The sequence below is a fragment of the Anaerosporobacter mobilis DSM 15930 genome, assembly GCF_900142955.1.
GTDB lineage: Bacteria > Bacillota > Clostridia > Lachnospirales > Lachnospiraceae > Anaerosporobacter > Anaerosporobacter mobilis.
Genome location: NZ_FRCP01000006.1, coordinates 236,217 through 256,623 on the forward strand (window position 1 = coordinate 236,217; position 20,407 = coordinate 256,623).

Here is a 20,407-nt window from a genome sequence, read left to right on the forward strand (position 1 = left end):
TCATCGGTCTATTCGAACAAGCTTGTCTGTTCATACTGTAGCGGAATATATTCCATCTCCGTTGTATCTACATTGCTGTGATACTCCACTACTACTGTTTGTTGTTTCTTATCGTTTAAACATTGTCCTAGTATATAATTCACATCAAACTTACCTGTTATAGCAGGTGTCGTACCTCTAGCAGGTACGATTAACTGCACCTTGTTCATCTTAAGTAGTTCAAAAATTGGTTCCCAGATGTAGACGTCTTTGGCAGCACCGAATGGGTTATCGATAAAGATAACTTTACGAAGTCCTTTATTATCGATATTGCCTGAATTCATATACGTAATATAGTTGATAATTGCGATCAAGAACTGAATATAGATACCTTGTGATTGTCCCGTACTTCCTACTGCTTCTTCATAACGAAGGTGTCTACTTTGTTCTTTGATACGCTCTCTTTTATATAACGTCAACTTGATTCGATTCATATCCGTTACAATAACCGAGAAGAGACGTTTTAAAGATAACGATTCTCTGATATACTTAATCTTTTCGTTCGGTGTTTCATATTTATCAACACCAGCTACGATTGAATCAATATAGTCTGACATTCTCTGTCCTTGTAATTCCTCATTCACATATGGAATACTGAGACCAATCATCTGAATCTGTTCATTATCTAACATAATCTTTGAAAGCTTTGGTAGACGTTCTAGTGCCGCTTTCACATTATCACAACGTTGTAAACATTGATTCTCAAAGCTTTGCTTAATTCTCTCCATATCCTCAAGGCCTTGTTCTATACGCGCTCTCTCCAAACGTATACAATCACATACTCCCTCTAGATTGCTCTTTAAGTCATTGGATTCTTCTAACGTTCCAGGCACTGTTACCGCAGTACGTAACTCCTGTGCAAGCTCATATGCCTTCAGAAGTTCTAATGTCTGTGCAGTCTTTTGTAATTGCTGATAGAATTCTTCACGTTTTCTATTCGTATCTTTTACAATCGACTCTAAATCTCTAGAAAGCATCTTCACGAACCCTTCTATATCCTCTATATCTATACTTTCAACTTCTTTGGACTTAACTAGTTCCATCTGACGATAGATTCTCTCCATATCGTCTTTGGCATTCTCGCAGACCTTAATAGCTCTTTCACTAAGTGCGAACTCCTCTTTCATATTCTGCTTCTTCTGTAGTATAACCTGAAGGGCAGCTTTTTGTTCCTCGATATTCGTATCTGCAGTTACTCGTAGAAGTGTCTCTTTGAATACATCACCGAACTTTTCTTCTGCTACATTTCGGGCTTGTTCTATTTTACCACCTAACTGATGCTTCAGTGCTTTCTTCTCATCCATACTTTCTCGGAGCTTGCTAAGAATCGCTTCCCCATGAACATAATCGGCATTCTCACTCTGTATAATATCTTCACTTATAGCTACTAGCGAATGATTATTCTTCATCTCTTCTAACGTAGCTAAGCTGATCTTACGTTTTGCGATTGCTTTTAAACTTCGGTTCATGGCATTGATATAAGAATTAAGAAGACGTTCCTTATCTCCTAAATCACTGTATTCCTTCTCGAAAGCATCCTTCTTCCCTAAGAATCTTGCATCTAATTCCTCTTCTAATAGAGAAAGTACATCAAATTCTCCCTCCTTGTAGTACGGAAGGAAGAGAGTTGTCCACTGCTCTTTGCAAAATTTCAGTTGCTTATCCACAGAATCCACTTGCAGTTTCCACTGGTCATGTTTTGTTTTCCACTCGTCTCGTAATTGGCAGATTCGTTCATAACGACTCTGTAGTTCCTCACACGCGTTACGTAGTTGCGTACTCTCTTTTTCTAGTCCACGCTTTTGTGTAGTCACAGCTTCGATTTCTACCAAACGTACGCGCTCTTGTTCATTTTCTTTCATAGTTGCAGTGATGGTAGTGATTTCATCAGACATCTGCTTCACAGACTGCTCTCTATTCATATAATCAGAAGCTAGTTCCTGAATCTCTCTTGATAGAGAAGAGAGCTCCTGTTTGCTCTTCATATGATTTTGTTCCACTTCTGCACATTTTTTTCTATCTTCACCAAGATAATAACGGACTTTGTCCATATCCTTTTTGAGAATTTCTTCTTGCTGTTCTAATCTTCTAAGCTGTTCTTTTTCATCTTCTACTTCTCCACGAACAACACTCTCTTCTTCCGCCATACGCTCTTCACGGTAGAATAACTCTTCTTCTCTCATTGCAAAGGTTATAGACTTCTTAGCGAAGCTTATGGTTCCTTGCTTGATTTCTTCTAGATTTAAAATCGGTATTGCATATGCACCAAAATCCTTACGCTTAAAATAACGGTCTTCCAACAATGACTCATACTCTTCCATAACAATCAATCCATATGGTAGAATTGGTATCTTACGTAATATACGTTCTCTTTCCTTTTCAGGTAGCGTATGAAGATACGCGGTTCCCGTCATTACTTTGTCTTTATATCTCTTCTCTAAGTATTCTTTTACCTTGGTTAACCCTTCACTCTCTACATCAAGATTTCGCTCCACAAGCTGCGTCAGATATCTTTCATTTATCTGGATATGCTCTTTACACTTGACTAATTTTGTTACAAGTGCCTTATATTGCTCCTCTAACTCTTGTAAGCAATTATCTTTGGATACTATATGGTATACCTCTAATAGCTTCTCATACTCCGCCTGGCGTATCTTATAACCTTCTAGCCAATCCTCGTATTCCTTAATTGTAGTAGTTATCCTAGTCTTCTTCTCTTCTTTGATCTGTAGACTGGTTTTAAGCATTACCATTGTCTCTTGACAAGAGTCTAGTTCCTGTCTGATTGCCTGCAACCTTCCTTCAGAAGCTTTGTTCTCTTCTTCTACTTGGCTGATTGCCTCTGTAATCTCCTCAAAGAACAATAGACTTACATTCTTACGCATCTGGTTTAGTTTCTGTTGTAGTGCTACTACCTTTTCTTCGACCATTGTAAATGCATTCTCTTTGATGGCACGTTCAATATCAAGATTTCTTTCCTCTTCGCCTGAATCACTTAGAACTTCGTCTGCTTCTTTTAATTTATCAAGTAATTCTGCCTTTGCAGTTTCTAAGTCCTGTACCTTCTTATCTACATGTACCTTTTTATTAAAAGCAAGCTGATTTAGTTCCTGAATCTCAACTTTATTTCCACCTTTAATTGCTTCTAAGGACTCCTTTAATTCATCTCGATTACTTTTTTCCCTCAAATATTCAAGATAATCATTCATACTCTCTTTTAACGAGATGTCCTTTTGCTTTCGTGCTAACATATCTTCTTGTAATAAAATTTCCCTTGTTAGTCGTTCTATCTCCTTATTGATTTGTGCAAGGTGTGTTTCGTTTTTTTGAAGTTTTGCCGCTTCTACAATAATCTCCAGATGCTTCATCTTCTGGTCTAAATCATCTTGTTCCTTACAAAGTTGCTCATAATGTGCTTGTTTACTAGCAATACATCTCTCATTATAGGTATACGCTTGGTGTAACTTCGTCTTTAGTTCTTTATCTCTTGTATAGACATGGTCAAGTATACTTAGCTGTTCTTTTAATCCATCAATAATCTCGATCTGACGATCATAGAAATTAACAGTCGCCTTCTTCTGCGATAACTCAATTAATTTATCTTTGATACTTAGTAATGCCTGGGCCATGGAATCTTCACTATCGTTCCCACCATCTAGATAACGGTTGTAAGCTTTTTGAATTATCTCTTCTATCAGAAGATCTTCTACCACCTTACGTGTTGTCTTATAATTGGTCTCAAAATACGTACGAACATGACCTTCTGTCTTATTAATTCCACGAATGATCTCCCATTCACTTTCATAGATGCCATAATTACTTATGAATTGTTGATATTCTCCCTTACGATCGAACACTTCTACACGAAGTCCTGGATTTCTTTGTAATTCTTTTAAATATTGTTTGAGACCCGAATACGTAACGCGCTCATTCTCATTGATAAGTGGTAAATTACGAATATCATTCTCATTGTACTCACGGTAGAAGATACAGTAATTGAAATAATCAATGGAAGCAGTATCTTTCTCTTCCTGCGCCGTACCTTTTTTTGCACAGAAACCTGTTGTCATGTACTGAAAACCATCTTTTATGTTGTTATCATTTAACTTCCACTCAATCAAGGAATGAATGGTTGTACTCCCTCCTGATGTACGGAACAACTTCTCCACTGGTTGTTTATCATCTAATGTACAATTTGGGATTACCGTCTGCAATAACAGCAGCATAAGTACACTCTTACCACCGCCATTGGCAAGATCGTACAACATATTCTTGCCATATGGCTTCATCATGAAATCATCATAATATTGCGTACCGAAATTATATTTAACATTGTTTACACGCAATCTATTAATATGAGGCATTGTCGTTATCCTCCTTTGACATAATTTCATATAAGCGACCACGCTCTTCTTCAAAATACCTAGTGATAATAATACGGAAACGGTCGGTTATATAGTAACGTTCTTCACTCTCAAGAAACAAGGCTTGCGACAATAAGAAGTTGAATACAAGCTTCATATAGCCATATCTTGATCCTCTTGATGCCTTCCCAGTCATATTCTCTTCATTAGACACACTAGGAAGTTCATCCCACAGATTTGCTATTGCTTCAAAACTATTTTCTTCCAGTTCGTTCAAGCGGAACTGTTCCATACCAGCTATTACATTATGTAACCCAGCATCGACTGCCTTCATAACATCTTCAATTCTCACGTACTCCGTATACGTATAGGTACCTGATCCCGTATAAAACTTGGTGATAATCTGATAGATAATAAAATAACATAGATATAGTTCCTTATTCAAACGTACACCAATTAAACGACGTAGTTCCTCATTCGTATATCCAAACACTCGATTTTGATTCCCTGCTGTAATGAATAAAGTCTCATTGTATTCATAAAGCTTAAGATTCATCTGGGTTAACATCGTATCTAATAGATTCGCTACTTCAGCATGATCACGGTATTCTTGATATAGTTCCACATTCTTCGATGTCCTCATACTAACCTCTTCTAAAGCAATTAGTTTTCCGAACAACTCCATGGCTTTCTCTAAACTACGGTTATCCATATTAATCCACATACTCCTTCCTTACAAATTCAATATTCGAAGTAAAGAAACTAGCCTTATCTCCACCAGATACAATCTGAATGTTCTCTATCATTTCTTCGCTTAATTCCTTTGACATAACAATTTCAAAATGTAACTTCCTATATTTTTCATTCTCTGGTGACCGTAACATATCGGAAATAATGCCTTCAAGGAACGTGTCAGGTTCTTTCTCGATTTCCCATATGCGATATTCTTTCTTCTGGCATAGATGCACTAAGAACGAATAGTAATCACTGTTCTTGAAAATCTCATCAAAATATTTCACTTCAAGCTTACGGTTAAAAGAAACCAAATCAAATTGTTTCTTTGCAATTAGCAACTCAAATAAGGTTCTGGCAATTGATATGAAATTGCTCCTAATACGTTCGTCTTCTTTCTCATCTTCATATGCATACGTAGTTATTTCAATTTCTTCTACTTTCTCAGCCTGTTCTTCTGCACTCTGCGGATACGTAGTAAGTTCATCGATACTAGCCAGATTCCAGGTCTTTCGTATATTCGGTAATAAAAGCGGTTCAATCATGGCTTTTAGTAAACTCGTATCTTGCTTCAAACGGATCTTAGATTCATAATCTCTAAAATCAAAAGACGCTCGTAACCTACCTAATTTGGCAGTTCTAAGCATCTCATCCGCTTTCTTTTGCAGGTCCATACAATCTACTAGTAACTCATTGTGTTTTCCAATCGCTTTTAACAGCTCCTTCTCTAACTCATGTATCTCTTGTAGAGATTGTATATAAGAGTCTGTTTTCCCATCTTCGTCATTACCTAACTCCGCTTTTTCTACCGCTTTACGAATCAATTCTGTATTCTTTGAAAACAACCTTTGTTCTTCTTCAAACCATTTCATCCCCGTCTTCACGAAACTATCATAGGCTTTCATACCTTCGAATACGTCATTACTTAGTACTTGAATCACTTCATTCTTACGAAGGCTAAGCATATTCACTTCATGATTAATACGACGAACAACTTGAATTCCCGATCTAAAATCCTGCGAACGAATCATCTTCTCTAATAATAGTTGTTCAATATTAATCTTACTTTCATCTTTAATTTCCTTCGTATCAAGATAGAATTCAATTGCATCAGAAGTAAGGGTATATGTAACTTGATCCCCCTCTAACTGGCTATTAATTAACTTTACACGAGTTACATTCTTCTTACGCGTGGCTGGATCATAATAATCCATATAGAACGGTTTTCCCTCGTTGTGAATCTTATCGAATATATATCCAATTAATTCCTTAGTCTCTTCAGATAATGAAGGTATACCAAAATCTCTTTCTAATAACGAGGCCAAAAAAGCAGCATATCTTGCATATGTCACTTCCATATTATTAAAATTATTCTCTTCTATAAAAAAGCGTAATACCGCCATTAGCACATAACCCATGTCGATATCCGCATATTTCCCTTCTTTATACTGTGTGAGGGAGTACTCTTTAATTCTAAAAAACGGGTAGTATTTCTTTAGATTTTGCATACGTTCATAATGAAAATCTACAACTTCTTGTATCACACTTATCCCTCCCTAATCTAAAATGCTGCCCTTTATCATACCATATTTCTATCAAACTGCATATAACAAAATGTGACAAGACATAATAAAAAGACAACTATTATCGCATTCCAGTCGATAAAAATTGTCCTCTTATTACCAACGGATGTTTCAACCCGCTAGGCTACTACTATAGTAAACTTGCATATTTTAAACCAATATAATTATAACTCATTATAGTATGCTCTCGTCTCAATTAACTCTTGCGTTAATTCTATACCTTCTTTTTCTAACGCTTTATAACGAAGGTCGATTTCATGGATCTTCTTACTATTCTCTCTGTTGAATCGCGTCATGGCTTCTGCGAATAAAGGTTGATTCATAAGACGCTCGCGAATTGGTTTCTTGAATGGGCAGTACATGGCAAGTAATTCTCTTACATACTTATTCAAGCGTATAGCACCCTTTGATTCATTCTTAATCCAATTCACATAATCAATAACAAAGATTTCTCTAGAATTACTCTTTCCTTTTTGAATCTGCGACTTAATTCTCTCTTTTGTTTCTGGTGATAAATCACGATTCTTCTTATAAAACTGAATATAGTCAACATACTCTGATGTGAGTGATTTGTATTTGATATTATTCCAAGCAGTTCCTTGAATACTTCTGCAAAGTTCCCAGTGAAATCTTCCAAAAACCTTAATTAGCATATCCTCTAATTCAACTTCAGCAAAGCAAGGTAATAGGAATCGACCACTAGTGTCTCTCTTCTTACCTGAAATCTCTTGCCACATAACACCGTTAATACCTGCTGTTGGTAAGAGAATAATATCCGGAAAAACTTCCTTTTGAATATATTCTTTCTCTATATTCTTTTCCGCATCATAATAAAGAGCTTCACGATAGAATACGGAATAATCAATCTCTCTTAATTGATTAATAACGTAATTAACCTTAGCTGCTGTTACATAGGTTGAGCGTAAACTCTTTACAAACATATCTTGGTGAAGAATAGGTATGAACGAATAAACTTGTCCATTAACAAGGCGATTATTACATTGGAACATGTTAATAATTTCATAATTTAACTTTTTGAGGGAGTCATTTAACAATGCCTTCTCTTCTTCCGCAGACATACGAATAGACCTCTTCATTTCACGAATTGATTCTGTATAGTCTAAATCAAATTCACTCTTTGAAGGCTCCCTACGTCCTTCATAGATCTCAACCAACCAATCTCTAATATTATAAACTTTACATGGTATACTTTCATCTATCTGAGTATCTAGGTAATATAATTCTACTAATTGTTGTTTTGTTAATAATGTTTCATCAAAAAAACCATAGCGTAAGAAAAGATCAATTACTTTATCTGTATTCTTTTCATTATAGGCTCTTAAAAACACAGTTTGATACATCGGATAAAACATCTTAGATATGCCTCTACGAATTGCTCTTGCTTCATCTGAGGAATCGTATTTATCTGTAAGGTTCCTAAACATGGCAACATATTTCTTAAGTTCAACCGTTTCGTCAGATCCAAGCTGTGCATACTCAATAATTTTTCTCATAGAGTCTTGTAACTCATTCATTACCTTCATCTCATCGACTTCTTGCAACTGATCATTATCCGTATCCTTCTTATCGATTTCAACCGATGTCCCTGTAAGTAAAACAGAATATAGCTGTTCCATTCTATCGCGATTAATATATAATGCTCTAGCAGTTTTAGTTGAAAGTAATTTCTCCGCGCTATTAATCTCTTCAATTATTTGATCAATTAATACATCTAGTTCCTCATTCTTCTTTCCAAGTTTATGCACTTCAATTGCAATATTAATTGCTTGGTAGAAGAGTGAATCCCCCGTCTCACTTATCATATATTCAAGTAATTGACTAACATAAACTGCTCTTTCTCTTGTCTCTGTGATGTATGTAATAAAATCTGCCGCGATTTCATTAACATGACGTGTCGTAAGTGCTTCGCCGCAGGCAAAAAAGGCTTTCTGTATATCAACAGGTACTTTACTAAGCACGCTGTAATAGTCCATATTAACACGATTTCGTAATACTTCTGCCGGGAATGGCTCAAGAGTTTCTAAAGAGTCCATAGGATTCACACGAAATCCTACCTTCGCTGCTAACGTTTTGAACTCTGAATATGCATAACATAAAAACTCATACAACTTTTTTGCTTTTAGATCAAATTCAACATAGGTCTTACTTACCTCAACTAGATATCTTGATAAGCTAGCTACTAACAATCCTGAATAATCCTTATTCCCTTCTATAATTGCTTTGATACTGTCCTTATTCGTCACCTCAAAAGGGAACAATACTACATCATCAAAAGCTATGTAACTACTAACAAATCTCCCCGCGTATAAATCAGTAACCCCTATAAAACTTCCCGAACCAACCACCACTCTAGATCCATCATTCTGAATTAATACTCTCCCCTTAAGTACTAAACAAATGGTAGATAAACTCTCGTTCTCTCCATAGATTTCTGTCCCTTTTATTAGCTGGTTGACTGTGTGTGGATTAAGACTCACTCCCATTATATCACCTCGAAATTCAAATTTTATCCTATCATTATAGACTGTCTAAATATATTGAATCTATTATAATGCAAAATGCGTCTAACATCAAAGTAAATTTCTTACCTTTTGTAGAATTAGCGCGAATTTAAAGCGTTTTGGGACTATATTCCTAAAAAAGAAAACAAAAAAGACCATTCGATTAAAATGGTCTGCAAAATATCTATATTATATTAATCCGTGCGCCTCGCTTCGAATATTCTTCATAAACGTTACCTTTCTAGTTAACTCGGCCCAGGCACCCTTACGGCACACAAGAGGTTTCGCTTAGTGCTGCTTCATTCCTGACCTGACACGGTTCACGAATTCCTGTTGCGTAAGACCCAGACGTCAACATCACTTTTAAAGGGCAGCTCTACAATAGAATACCCTCGGACAAGACATCACCCCTGCTGTAGCGGATTGCAGGTACAGGGCACCGCTATCTCCCCGGCTGCACGGAAATTTTATGACAAATTAAATATATCTATTATGAAATTATATGATTCACAGTAACAATTTGTACTGCATTCAGATATTCAGTATACACAAATCCCTTGTACTTGTCAATATATTTTGACTGCTACAATTATCCTTTTTTCTTTTCCTCTCGTAGTCTTTTGAAAAATTCCTTAAGCATTCGACTGCATTCCTCTTCCATTACACCAGTTTCTAATTCCACCTGATGATTAAACTGATTCATCTGCAAGAGATTCAGTACAGAGCCCGCACATCCAGCTTTCGGATTCATACTCCCGACAACCACTCTCTTAATTCTTGCTTGTACAATTGCACCTGCACACATCTGACAAGGTTCCAGCGTTATATACATGGTACAGTCCTCAAGTCTCCAATCACCAAGCACCTTACTAGCCTTTTTAATTGCTAACAATTCTGCATGCGCCAGAGTATTCTTATCTGTGTTTCTTCTGTTGTAAGCTCTCGCTATAATTCTATCTTCATATACTATGACGCAACCTATTGGCACTTCATCGATTTTATCCGCTTTTTTCGCTTGTTTCAAAGCTTCTCTCATATATTTTTGGTCCATATTTAGCCAACATGCTCCTTTAATCTATTCTAGTAGTTAGGAAATTGCCAAACTCTTTGTAATGGCGACAAGGAAAAGAGTTTGGCAAATAATAAACGTACTAATCTAATTTGTTTATTCTAATTATATATGCTATTATAATAACATAAAATATACTGTTGTGAAAGGAGCACGTTTACTTCTATGCAAATCCATGGATTCAACAAAACCACTTTGCTTGATTATCCTAAGCATCTGGCTGCAACTATTTTCTTAGGATGTTGCAACTTCCGTTGTCCCTTCTGCCACAACTCTTCTCTTGTACTATCTACAGATACACAACCATCACTTACTGTTTCTGAAGTACTTGATACCTTAAAGAGTCGTAGTAGTATCTTAGAGGGAGTATGCATTACTGGTGGCGAGCCAACCTTGTCTAAAGATTTGCCTGAATTCATACAAGTTATCAAGAATATTGGATTAAAGGTCAAACTAGATACAAACGGTAGTAATCCACTTATGTTGCAGTACTTATTGTCACAGCAATTACTCGATTATATTGCCATGGACATAAAGAATTCCCGCGCTCGATACATAGAAACAATTGGTGTCCCTGGATACTCCTTAGATGCCATCGATGCTTCAATCTCACTTATACAAAACAGCGGTATTCCATATGAATTCAGAACTACAGTTGTTAAGGAATACCATTCCCTAGAAGACATGCTGGCTATTGGAAGATGGTTAGAGGGTTCCAAGGAATATTATCTTCAGTTATTCTTAGATAGTGGAGATATTCTATCGCCAGGTCTTCATGCACCTACCCAGGAAACAATGGTAGAATATCAAGAAGCTTTACAACCATATTTTAATACTGTAGGAATTCGTGGAATGGAAACGAATTAATAAAGGAGTAGTCTATTATTATGAAGTCATATTATGAAACAGAACGTCTACAACTTAGAATAATAACAAGCTCTTACGCAGCTGAAGTACTCAATTTTTATGAACGTAATAAAAATTTTTTTAACTATTGGGAGCCAGATCGCGTTCGCTTGTTCTACACAAAAGACTTTCAACGAGCAAATCTTGTATATGAATATAATGAAACGGTTAAATTACATTTTCTGCGTTTTTGGATCTTTGAGAAGTCCAATCCTGAACATATAATTGGCTGTGTATGTTTTCAGAATCTTCAAAAAGGTTCCCTTATGACTTGTACCGTTGGGTACAAATTAGACCAGGATTATGTTGGATATGGTTACGCATCGGAATCTTTAGAAAAAGCCGTTGAGGTAGTCTTTAATGACCTCAATTTTCATAGAATAGAAGCACTTATTCATCCGATGAACGCTCCTTCCATTCACTTAATCGAGAAACTAGGTTTTGAATTTGAAGGCATTGCAAAATCCTGTATTCGTCTAAACAACAAATGGACTGATCATTTGCGTTACGCACTGATCAATCCATCTCATTAATCACATATTAATCTTGAGATACCAATACCCGAATTCTCCAGTCTTTTGTTCTACATTCTTAGAACATTTAAACTGTGCAAATCCGAACATCTTTGCCATAAACTTCTCACGATTTTGGAAAACTCCAGGCACACCAAGGATATATTCTTCACCATCTATTACTTTCCGCTTTGCAAAAATTAGGTGGCGGAAGTTATAGTATCCATGAAGTAAAAAACTATTGTTTCCAAGGACCCAATTTTCTATTGGAAATAATCCAATATCTCCCGGCTCTATTCTAACACATGCAACAATCTCATCGTCCTCAAAAGGATAAATAGCTGGGTACTTCTGTAAGATTCTTTCAGCTGTTGAGGTTTTCTTCTTCGCTACCTCTTCAAGACGCTCATTCCATTCCTTCTCAGTATTCGCTTCATAGAAGGATTGTTCCTCTTCAAACAGAGTTTTTCCATATTCCTCACTAGTCAATGTTGCCGCGACTTCTTCCTCTTCGTTCTCTTTTTGGTCTTCCTGTTCATACATCTTTGCACCAATATCATTTGCTTCATTAACTAGAATTTCTTCGTTTTCAAATTCTACATTTTCTTCGATTTCTACATTTTCCTCGAGTTCTATATTCTCTTCAAGTTCTATATTCTCTTCAAGTTCTATATTCTCTTCTACTTCTACATTTTCTACTAGTTCTACAGCCCCTTCTTCATTATCAACTCCTTCTGTCACTCTTGCTTCTTGTTGAAGGTATTGATTATCGGCATTCGCAACATTAACCTTGGCATCTACAACCGGAAATCCAGTTTCTTGGCTCCGATACCAATTGATAAACCGATACCCCACTAATTTGGCTGTCTCTGGTGTTATACTATCCTCTATCTCATTAATTATATTCGTCGTAGTCTTAGGCTCATCATCTAACTCTGCTCCCTGCAACTCTAATTTTGCTTTCTTTTTTGTGTTTGTCTTTCGTTTTGTTTTCGTATCATTCTGACTATTACAAAAAAGTTCCCACCCACTATCAATACTCTTCAATATACTTTGAACGATTTCTTCCTGGCTCTTACTAATTGCGTCTTCGGCTTCTTTTTTTTGTCTAATATATGTAATTTCATCTCTAGGAACCTCAATAATCTTCGGCTCTGGCATTACCTCTTTGATTACTTTTTTGTTTGTTCCCTTATTAAATTCTATATTAACAACTTTTTCATTCAGAGAATTCTCTTTTTCTGCTATCTTCATGTTGTCTTTGTTTTCTTCTGTAACAGTATCCTTACCTTTAGTTTTCCAACTTTCCATCTCGTCCCATTCATATAGGTGTGTCAGCATAATTGGTTGGTCGTCCCATTCAGTCGCAAAATACTTATCCTTAGAGTAATATAAAAGCACCCCACCTAACTGGTCAAAATTGTGTCCCGTATTCATAATATTACTTGCACTCGTGATTCCCTTCCACTCAAATCCCCCATTCTTAACCCCTGATTCTGCTAATAGGATTTGAATCATTTTCTTATTTTCACGATAGAATGCATATATCCGTAACTTCTGTCCATTTAGGCTGGCTGCCTTTATGTTAATTGAAATCCTACATTGACCGTTCCTGAGTTCAATCTTAGCAAAGCCAACATTACTCTTTTTTATACCCTTTTCATAATTATAAATATACGAAATCAGTCGTTTATATTCTGACATCCCACTCATCCTTCCTTTTTGGCCATCATAAAGAAAAGCGCAATTACTTATGCTTTATATATATTCAAAAAGGTTGTCCTTTATGTTAGGAATCTATTAATTAACTGCGATATAGTCGACTAATTATATTACTTAATTCTGCAAATTGTTCCAAATCAAGTGCTTCCCCACGAATTGTCGGCGAAACTCCAAGCTCTTCGATTGCTTGTGCAATGACTTCTTTTGGTAGATGAATCTCTGGAGAATTGTTAAGTCCATTCACTAGAGTCTTTCTTCTTTGATTAAAAGATGCACGAATTAAGCGAAACATTAACTTCTCATCTTCAACATGTACTGGTATTTCCTTATGGGTTGTAAGACGTATTACTGCCGAACCAACATTAGGTCTTGGGATAAAGCAGTTAGGGGGCACATTCGCTACGATATATGGTTCTGCATAATATTGTACCGCAAGGGATAACGCTCCATAATCCTTTGTTCCTGGACCAACTTGCATACGATCCGCAACTTCCTTTTGTACCATTACTGTGATATTGTCAATTGGTACATGACTTTCGAATAACCCCATAATAATCGGTGTTGTTATATAATATGGTAGGTTCGCTACTACTTTAATTGGTCTTCCTTGGTTCTTCTCCATTGCAAGTTGATTAATATCAACTTTAAGGATGTCTTTATTTATAACTGTTACATTATCATACTCTGATAACGTATCTTTAAGAATAGGTATTAACGCTGTATCAATTTCCACAGCAATAACTTCTCTGGCATTCTCACATAAGTACTGAGTCATAGATCCAATACCAGGTCCGATCTCTAATACCAAATCGTCTTTTGTTACACCAGCAGCTGTCACAATCCTTTCTAGCACATGTGTATCAATTAAGAAATTCTGTCCGAATTTCTTCTGGAATGCGAAATTATACTTCTTTATTGCTTCTATCGTATTCTGTGGATTTGCTAATTTGTTACTGTGATCCATTCAATTATCCTCTTTGCTTTCTTATAAACGATATAATTTTGTTGCGTTTTTCCTTGTAAGTTCAATTACTTCATCTGTCTCAAGACCTTTGATTCTTGCGATTTCTTCTACGACATTGGGTAGATATAGAGAAGAATTTCTCTTACCTCTGTTTGGTTCTGGTGCTAGATAAGGGCAATCGGTCTCTAATACAATACTATCTATCGGTGCATACTCTACAACTTCTTTTATTATCCTAGCATTTTTAAACGTTACCACGCCACCAATGCCAAGGTAAAATCCCATATTAAGATATTCTCTCGCCATATCCACGGAGTAAGAGAAACAATGAATTACACCTGAGATATCGCCCGCATGAGCTGCTTTCATCATATCGAATGTATCTTTCGCAGCATCTCGACTATGAATGATTATAGGCAATTTAACTTCTCTTGCTAATTCCATCTGACGATCAAACCACCTTTTTTGCGTATCACGATCAGGTTCATCCCAGTAATAGTCTAATCCGATTTCTCCTATAGCAACTATTTTCGGCATATTTGCTAATTCTTTCAAACGTTCTATTTTCGTTTCATCTAATTCCATCGTACTACTTGGGTGAACCCCAACAGCACCATAAACAAAAGGAAATTGTTCCGTAAGTTTAAGAGTCTGCTCCGAAGTCTTCATATCTGCGCCTACATTCACTATCAACTCTATTCCACTATCTTGCATTGAATTCAAAATCTCTTCTCGATCTATATCAAATTGTTCATCATCATAATGTGCATGTGTATCTATTATCATTATTAGCCTCCATCGACTTTAGCTGACGGCACTAAGTTCCATTATTCATCGTCTTAGGTCAACAGCTTCGTTAACTTTTCCTACGTAATTTTCATTCCTTATTATAACCAAGTAACCTATAAGTTACAAGTAAATTAGGAAACAAAGCAGATTAGCAGAAAAAAGAAGAGACCATTTAATAAGTCTCTTCTTTCATTACAAACTAACATTAGCAGATTTCTGCTCCTGATGGCATCTTCTTCTCAGGTATCATAAGTGCTAATTCGCCATTCTCATCTTCTGCGCATAAAAGCATACCTTCCGATAATACACCTGCTAATTTAGCTGGTTTTAAGTTTACTAATACCATAACTTTCTTACCAACCATCTCTTCTGCTGTGTAGTGTGCTTTAATTCCTGATACAATTTGTTTTACTTGGCTACCAATCTTAACTTGTGAACAAAGTAGTTTCTTTGATTTCTTCACTTCTTCACATGCAATGATTTCTCCAACTTGGAATTGCATCTTCATAAAGTCATCGTATTCTATTTCCGCTTTTGCCTCAATATCAATCACTGGTTCTTCCTCTTTTTGTGGAGAAACCTCTTTCAACTGTGCTTCTTTCATCTCTTCTACTTTCTTCATAACTTCTTCTAAATCAAGTCTCATAAATAAGATTTCTGGAGCATCAGTAACCTTATTACCCGATGGATATTTACCATACTCTTTCATCTCTTCTATTGAACGCACACTGGTATTTAATTGGCTAAGAATCTTTGATGCTGTTTCTGGCATGAATGATTCTAATAAACTTGCACCAATACAGATAGATTCTACTAAGTTATATAAAACTGTTTCTAATCTTTCTTTCTTACTTTCCTCTTTCGCAAGTGCCCAAGGCATTGTTTCATCAATGTATTTGTTACAACGTTTGAATAAAGTGAAGATTTCAGAAATTGCGTCCGCAACACGTAATTTATCCATCTTCTCTACAACCTTATTCGGAGTTTGTAAAGCTAGCGTAATTAACTCATCATCAACATCTTCTTTTACGTTTGTATTCGTAACTACACCGCCAAAGTATTTGTTTGACATAGAGATCGTACGGTTAACTAAGTTACCAAGTGTGTTAGCTAGATCAGAATTCATTCTCTCAACCATAAGTTCCCATGTAATAACACCATCATTATCAAATGGCATCTCATGTAAAACAAAATAACGAACCGCATCTACGCCAAAGAAATCAACTAGATCATCTGGATAAAGTACATTTCCTTTGGATTTACTCATCTTACCATCACCTTGTAATAACCAAGGATGACCAAATATTTGCTTTGGTAATGGTAATTCAAGTGCCATTAACATGATTGGCCAATAGATTGTATGGAAACGCAAGATATCTTTACCAATTAAGTGAAGATCTGCTGGCCAATACTTACCATAGTTCTCTTCATTGTTACCATCTACATCATAACCAAGCCCTGTGATATAGTTGCTTAGTGCATCAAGCCATACATATACCACGTGTCTATCATCAAAATCTACTGGGATACCCCATTTGAAGGATGTTCGAGATACACATAAATCTTGAAGCCCTGCTAAGATGAAGTTGTTCATCATCTCATTCTTTCTTGATTCTGGTTGGATAAATTCTGGATGTGTATTAATATGCTCTATTAAACGGTCTGTGTAATTGCTTAATTTTAGGAAATAGGCTTCTTCTTTGGCTGGTTGACATTCTCTTCCACAGTCAGGACATTTCCCATCTACTAATTGAGAAGAAGTAAAGAAAGATTCACATGGAGTACAATACATACCTTCATAGAAACCTTTATAGATATCCCCTTTGTCATATAATTTCTTAAAAATCTTCTGTACTTGTTTCTCGTGATCCTTATCCGTTGTACGAACGAATTTGTCATAAGAAGTATTCATAAGATCCCAAATTCCTCTGATTTGGCCAGCCACACCATCTACGAACTCTTGTGGTGTGATACCTGCATCTTCTGCTTTTAACTCGATTTTTTGACCATGTTCATCTGTTCCTGTCTGGAAGTACACATCAAATCCCTGTGCACGTTTGAATCTTGCGATACTATCTGCTAATACGATTTCATACGTATTACCGATATGTGGTTTTCCTGATGTGTAGGCAATTGCAGTACTAATATAATACGGTTTTTTACTCATGTAATCATTCCTCCTGATAACTTAATAATAATTTTGTTTTAATTGGAGAGGCAAAATACTATTCATAAACTTACTTGTGCTTGTGTATGGACAAAGTAGTAAATGCAAAACTCTCAATATGTTAAACTGCTTCTTAGCTAACGTACTATAACTAAAAAATGATAGCAAAGCACTGCTAGTACTTCTTAGTGTGTACTAGATAGTCTAGGAAGGCGAGGCATGGAAGCCGAGCCAGCCAGAGCTGAGGCAGGATGCCGAATCGAAGGCGTTTCCGCACCTATTGCAAAAACCTCTGTACACACATAGAAGTACTAAAGTGCTAGCGTGTTTTGTGTTATAGTACGTTAGCTTAGAAGCTCTATTAAAGTGTATCGAGTTTTGCTGTTAACGAATCTATTTAAGGCAAAAAAAATACGCCCTTAAGGAAATCCTATGATTTCGTTTAAAGACGAGATGAAGTCTCGTGATACCACTTTAATTCTTCTATTTTTCACAAAATAGAACTTAACAACTGCTAACTACGCTATACAGGCTTTGTTATCCATTAAGTAATGTTAAACTAGCGTCGATGCCTTAGCAACAGTCTTGCATGGTAACGGTTGCAGATTCCCGTCATTCCCTAAAGAGTATACACGTAAAATCCGTATAACTCATTCAGAAACGAAGCTCCAAGACCATCTTCCATACGCTTAGCAATTACCCTTTCTCAGCTAACAGGGTTCTCTGTTAATGATTTACGCATGTACTCTTCTCTTCACAGCATTTTCATATTAATAAGTAGTATAGCATTCCCATACATTAATGTCAAAATAATTTTCCTTCCTGTTAGTATCTGTAAAAAACAAATATCTATTCGAATTGTTTCTATTTACTTTCTTTTACTAATATATTAATATACACTATGTATGCTAATCTATTGCTAACTATTCAGCTTGACTTTTCTTAAAAGTTTGTGAATAGTCTAGTTTTAATGAAATTCCTGACATACTACAATCAGGAGTGGATACTATTAATAGTAAGGAACAGGTTTGTGTCTACGCCACAAACTTGTCAAGAAAAACAGCGTAGGCATGGAGGTAACTATGAAGAAATACAAGAAATTGTATCTACTACTCACACTTATTGTTTTCTTATTCGCCTTGACAGGCTGTGATAAGGGTAAGAGTGCTGCTCAAACACAAGAGGAATTCGACGCTTTATCGAATGAAGTTTTCTTAGATAATGTACAAAGCGACAGCATAACTCTTAATTATACGTTAGCAAATCCCGAAAAATATGGTATTACCAATTACAAACCAACCCTTGGTGATTTTACATTAGAAGCCATGAAGGAAAGCCTCGCCAAAAGCGAAAATTACGCAGCACGTTTGAAAGCAATTGATTACAAAAAACTTACTGATGACCAAAAACTCACCTATGATGTTATGAAGGACTATTATAAGGTCGATGATAATGCAGAAGATTTACTTTTGTATTATGAAGTATTAAGTCCAACTGTTGGATTACAAGCACAACTTCCTATCTTATATGCCGAATATAGCTTCTACGACAAAGATGATATTGATGCATACCTGGAATTACTACCATGTACATATGATTACTTTAATCAAATAATTGAATTTGAGAAACTAAAGTCAGATGCTGGTCTTTTCATGAGTGATCGAAGTGCAGATGATATTATTAAACAATGTGAAGCGTTAATAGCCGATAAAGAAAACAACTTCCTTATTACCGTTTTCAACGATAAGGTGAAACAATATGATGGCTTAACCAAAGATGAAATCAAAACTTATCAAGAAAAGAACAAAGACGCTGTAATAAACTATGTAATTCCGGCTTATCAACTAATTATTGACGGATTAAAAAGTCTAAAAGGTACCGGTACAAACGAAGGTGGTTTATGCAATCTTGATAAAGGGAAAGAATATTACAAATCATTAGTTCGTACGGAAACAGGATCGAATCGTAGTGTAGAGGAATTAATCAAGCTTCTTGATAAATACATGGATAAGAATATCGCAAGTATGCAAACCTTACTTGCAAAGGATGCTTCTCTTCTAGATCAGGCAAGTAACCCTTCTTATCCAATGACAGATCCTGAAGAGATTCTCACTTATCTTCAAGATGCAATTAAGGATCGTTTTCCTGATATGGATAAAGTAAATTACACGATTAAATATGTTCATAAATCTCTTGAAGATTTTATAAGCCCTGCCTTCTACCTTACTCCTGCTATTGACAATTACGAAGATAATTCAATCTATATCAATGGCAGTGACAAGTTCGACTTATCACAAATCTTCACAACGTTAGCACATGAGGGGTACCCAGGACATCTATTCCAAAACGTATATTATGCTCAGCAAAATCCCGCTCCAATCCGTAGCACTATGAACTTTGGGGGATATTCAGAAGGTTGGGCAACTTATGTTGAAATGATATCCTATCATATGGCTGGTATCGATGATAACTTAGCAAGCCTTCTTGAAGAAAACAATGCTGTTATTCTTATGATGTATGCCAGAGCTGATATTGGTATTAACTACGAAGGTTGGTCTAGAAAAGAATCTGATGAGTATCTCAAAGGCATGCTCGGAATAACAGATGAAGAAACATTGGATCAATTCTATATCTCTATGGTTGAAGAACCCGCTAACTATCTACAATATACAATTGGATATATTGAACTGATGGAGTTACGTAATAAAGCTGAAAAAGCATTAGAGGATAAATTCTCAGAAAAAGACTTTCATGAATTCATTCTAAAGACTGGTCCAAGTCAATTTTTTGTAATCGATAAATATCTTGATAAGTGGATAAACTCCGCTAAATAGCAATAAGATTCAATCTATATAAAATTTCTTAAAGCACTTAATAAGTAAAAGCATAGTATTTGGTAATTAGAATACTAATTTTTACTTATTCAAGTGCTTTTTGTGTATAATCTGTTAGAATTTAATAATCTCCATTTTCTACATCTTTTATCTCCAAATATCTCACTATTTATGTACGGACTAGTTTGTTATAACTATTATACA

12 protein-coding genes, 1 other RNA gene and 1 other annotated feature are annotated in these 20,407 nt (G+C 35.8%); of the genes, 3 read left to right on the forward strand and 10 right to left on the reverse strand.

Annotated features, from left to right (window positions below; all coding sequences use genetic code 11):
• Positions 1 to 8: 8 nt before the first annotated feature.
• The 6 genes from BUB90_RS03835 to tadA form a co-directional block, all read right to left on the reverse strand.
• Complete coding sequence (locus BUB90_RS03835; protein ID WP_073283080.1) at positions 9 to 4,403, reverse strand: coiled-coil domain-containing protein; 4,395 nt, start codon at positions 4,401 to 4,403, stop codon at positions 9 to 11.
• The gene (locus tag BUB90_RS03840) at positions 4,390 to 5,127 is read right to left on the reverse strand and encodes a DUF6063 family protein (RefSeq protein WP_084139072.1); all 738 of its coding nucleotides are present in this window, start codon (positions 5,125 to 5,127) and stop codon (positions 4,390 to 4,392) included. Before BUB90_RS03840 ends, BUB90_RS03835 begins: the two co-directional genes overlap by 14 nt.
• Positions 5,117 to 6,679: a hypothetical protein gene (locus BUB90_RS03845; protein ID WP_084139073.1), complete on the reverse strand. Its 1,563-nt coding sequence runs from the start codon at positions 6,677 to 6,679 to the stop codon at positions 5,117 to 5,119. Before BUB90_RS03845 ends, BUB90_RS03840 begins: the two co-directional genes overlap by 11 nt.
• Positions 6,680 to 6,882: 203 nt before the next feature.
• Positions 6,883 to 9,222: a hypothetical protein gene (locus BUB90_RS03850; RefSeq protein ID WP_073283083.1), complete on the reverse strand. Its 2,340-nt coding sequence runs from the start codon at positions 9,220 to 9,222 to the stop codon at positions 6,883 to 6,885.
• Between the two features lie 217 nt (positions 9,223 to 9,439).
• An RNA gene (ffs, locus tag BUB90_RS03855) (signal recognition particle sRNA large type) lies at positions 9,440 to 9,702 on the reverse strand.
• 127 nt (positions 9,703 to 9,829) lie between these two features.
• Positions 9,830 to 10,291: a tRNA adenosine(34) deaminase TadA gene (gene tadA, locus BUB90_RS03860; RefSeq protein ID WP_073283086.1), complete on the reverse strand. Its 462-nt coding sequence runs from the start codon at positions 10,289 to 10,291 to the stop codon at positions 9,830 to 9,832.
• Positions 10,292 to 10,474: 183 nt separating this feature from the next.
• Here tadA and BUB90_RS03865 point away from each other — a divergent pair, with 183 nt between their 5' ends.
• Together BUB90_RS03865 and BUB90_RS03870 are read left to right on the forward strand one after the other, a co-directional pair.
• Positions 10,475 to 11,176, forward strand: a complete 702-nt coding sequence (locus BUB90_RS03865; RefSeq protein WP_073283090.1) for an anaerobic ribonucleoside-triphosphate reductase activating protein — start codon at positions 10,475 to 10,477, stop codon at positions 11,174 to 11,176.
• Positions 11,177 to 11,196: 20 nt separating this feature from the next.
• Positions 11,197 to 11,748 (forward strand): GNAT family N-acetyltransferase, encoded by a 552-nt coding sequence (locus BUB90_RS03870; RefSeq protein WP_073283093.1) that lies wholly within the window; start codon positions 11,197 to 11,199, stop codon positions 11,746 to 11,748.
• Here the strand turns inward: BUB90_RS03870 and BUB90_RS03875 are convergent, their stop codons facing one another.
• The 4 genes from BUB90_RS03875 to metG form a co-directional block, all read right to left on the reverse strand.
• On the reverse strand, positions 11,749 to 13,431 hold the full coding sequence (locus BUB90_RS03875; protein ID WP_073283097.1) for a DUF6128 domain-containing protein: 1,683 nt from the start codon (positions 13,429 to 13,431) through the stop codon (positions 11,749 to 11,751).
• Between the two features lie 100 nt (positions 13,432 to 13,531).
• On the reverse strand, positions 13,532 to 14,413 hold the full coding sequence (rsmA, locus tag BUB90_RS03880; protein WP_073283101.1) for a 16S rRNA (adenine(1518)-N(6)/adenine(1519)-N(6))-dimethyltransferase RsmA: 882 nt from the start codon (positions 14,411 to 14,413) through the stop codon (positions 13,532 to 13,534).
• 21 nt (positions 14,414 to 14,434) lie between these two features.
• Positions 14,435 to 15,199 carry a TatD family hydrolase gene (locus BUB90_RS03885; protein WP_073283105.1) on the reverse strand — a complete coding sequence of 255 codons (765 nt, stop codon included), beginning with the start codon at positions 15,197 to 15,199 and terminating at the stop codon, positions 14,435 to 14,437.
• Between the two features lie 208 nt (positions 15,200 to 15,407).
• Positions 15,408 to 17,369 (reverse strand): methionine--tRNA ligase, encoded by a 1,962-nt coding sequence (metG, locus tag BUB90_RS03890; RefSeq protein WP_073283108.1) that lies wholly within the window; start codon positions 17,367 to 17,369, stop codon positions 15,408 to 15,410.
• A 441-nt stretch (positions 17,370 to 17,810) separates the two neighbouring features.
• Positions 17,811 to 18,136 (reverse strand) — a binding site (T-box leader).
• Positions 18,137 to 18,451: 315 nt separating this feature from the next.
• On the opposite strand from metG, the gene BUB90_RS03895 reads away from it, so the two are divergent.
• Positions 18,452 to 20,203 (forward strand): DUF885 domain-containing protein, encoded by a 1,752-nt coding sequence (locus tag BUB90_RS03895; protein ID WP_073283111.1) that lies wholly within the window; start codon positions 18,452 to 18,454, stop codon positions 20,201 to 20,203.
• Positions 20,204 to 20,407 lie beyond the last annotated feature (204 nt).

Coding starts and splice junctions, on each gene's coding strand:
- BUB90_RS03835 (WP_073283080.1), bottom strand. CDS start 4,403: ATGCCTCATATTAATAGATTGCGTGTAAACAATGTTAAATATAATTTC.
- BUB90_RS03840 (WP_084139072.1), bottom strand. CDS start 5,127: ATGTGGATTAATATGGATAACCGTAGTTTAGAGAAAGCCATGGAGTTG.
- BUB90_RS03850 (WP_073283083.1), bottom strand. CDS start 9,222: ATGGGAGTGAGTCTTAATCCACACACAGTCAACCAGCTAATAAAAGGG.
- tadA (WP_073283086.1), bottom strand. CDS start 10,291: ATGGACCAAAAATATATGAGAGAAGCTTTGAAACAAGCGAAAAAAGCG.
- BUB90_RS03865 (WP_073283090.1), top strand. CDS start 10,475: ATGCAAATCCATGGATTCAACAAAACCACTTTGCTTGATTATCCTAAG.
- BUB90_RS03870 (WP_073283093.1), top strand. CDS start 11,197: ATGAAGTCATATTATGAAACAGAACGTCTACAACTTAGAATAATAACA.
- BUB90_RS03875 (WP_073283097.1), bottom strand. CDS start 13,431: ATGTCAGAATATAAACGACTGATTTCGTATATTTATAATTATGAAAAG.
- rsmA (WP_073283101.1), bottom strand. CDS start 14,413: ATGGATCACAGTAACAAATTAGCAAATCCACAGAATACGATAGAAGCA.
- BUB90_RS03885 (WP_073283105.1), bottom strand. CDS start 15,199: ATGATAATAGATACACATGCACATTATGATGATGAACAATTTGATATA.
- metG (WP_073283108.1), bottom strand. CDS start 17,369: ATGAGTAAAAAACCGTATTATATTAGTACTGCAATTGCCTACACATCA.
- BUB90_RS03895 (WP_073283111.1), top strand. CDS start 18,452: ATGAAGAAATACAAGAAATTGTATCTACTACTCACACTTATTGTTTTC.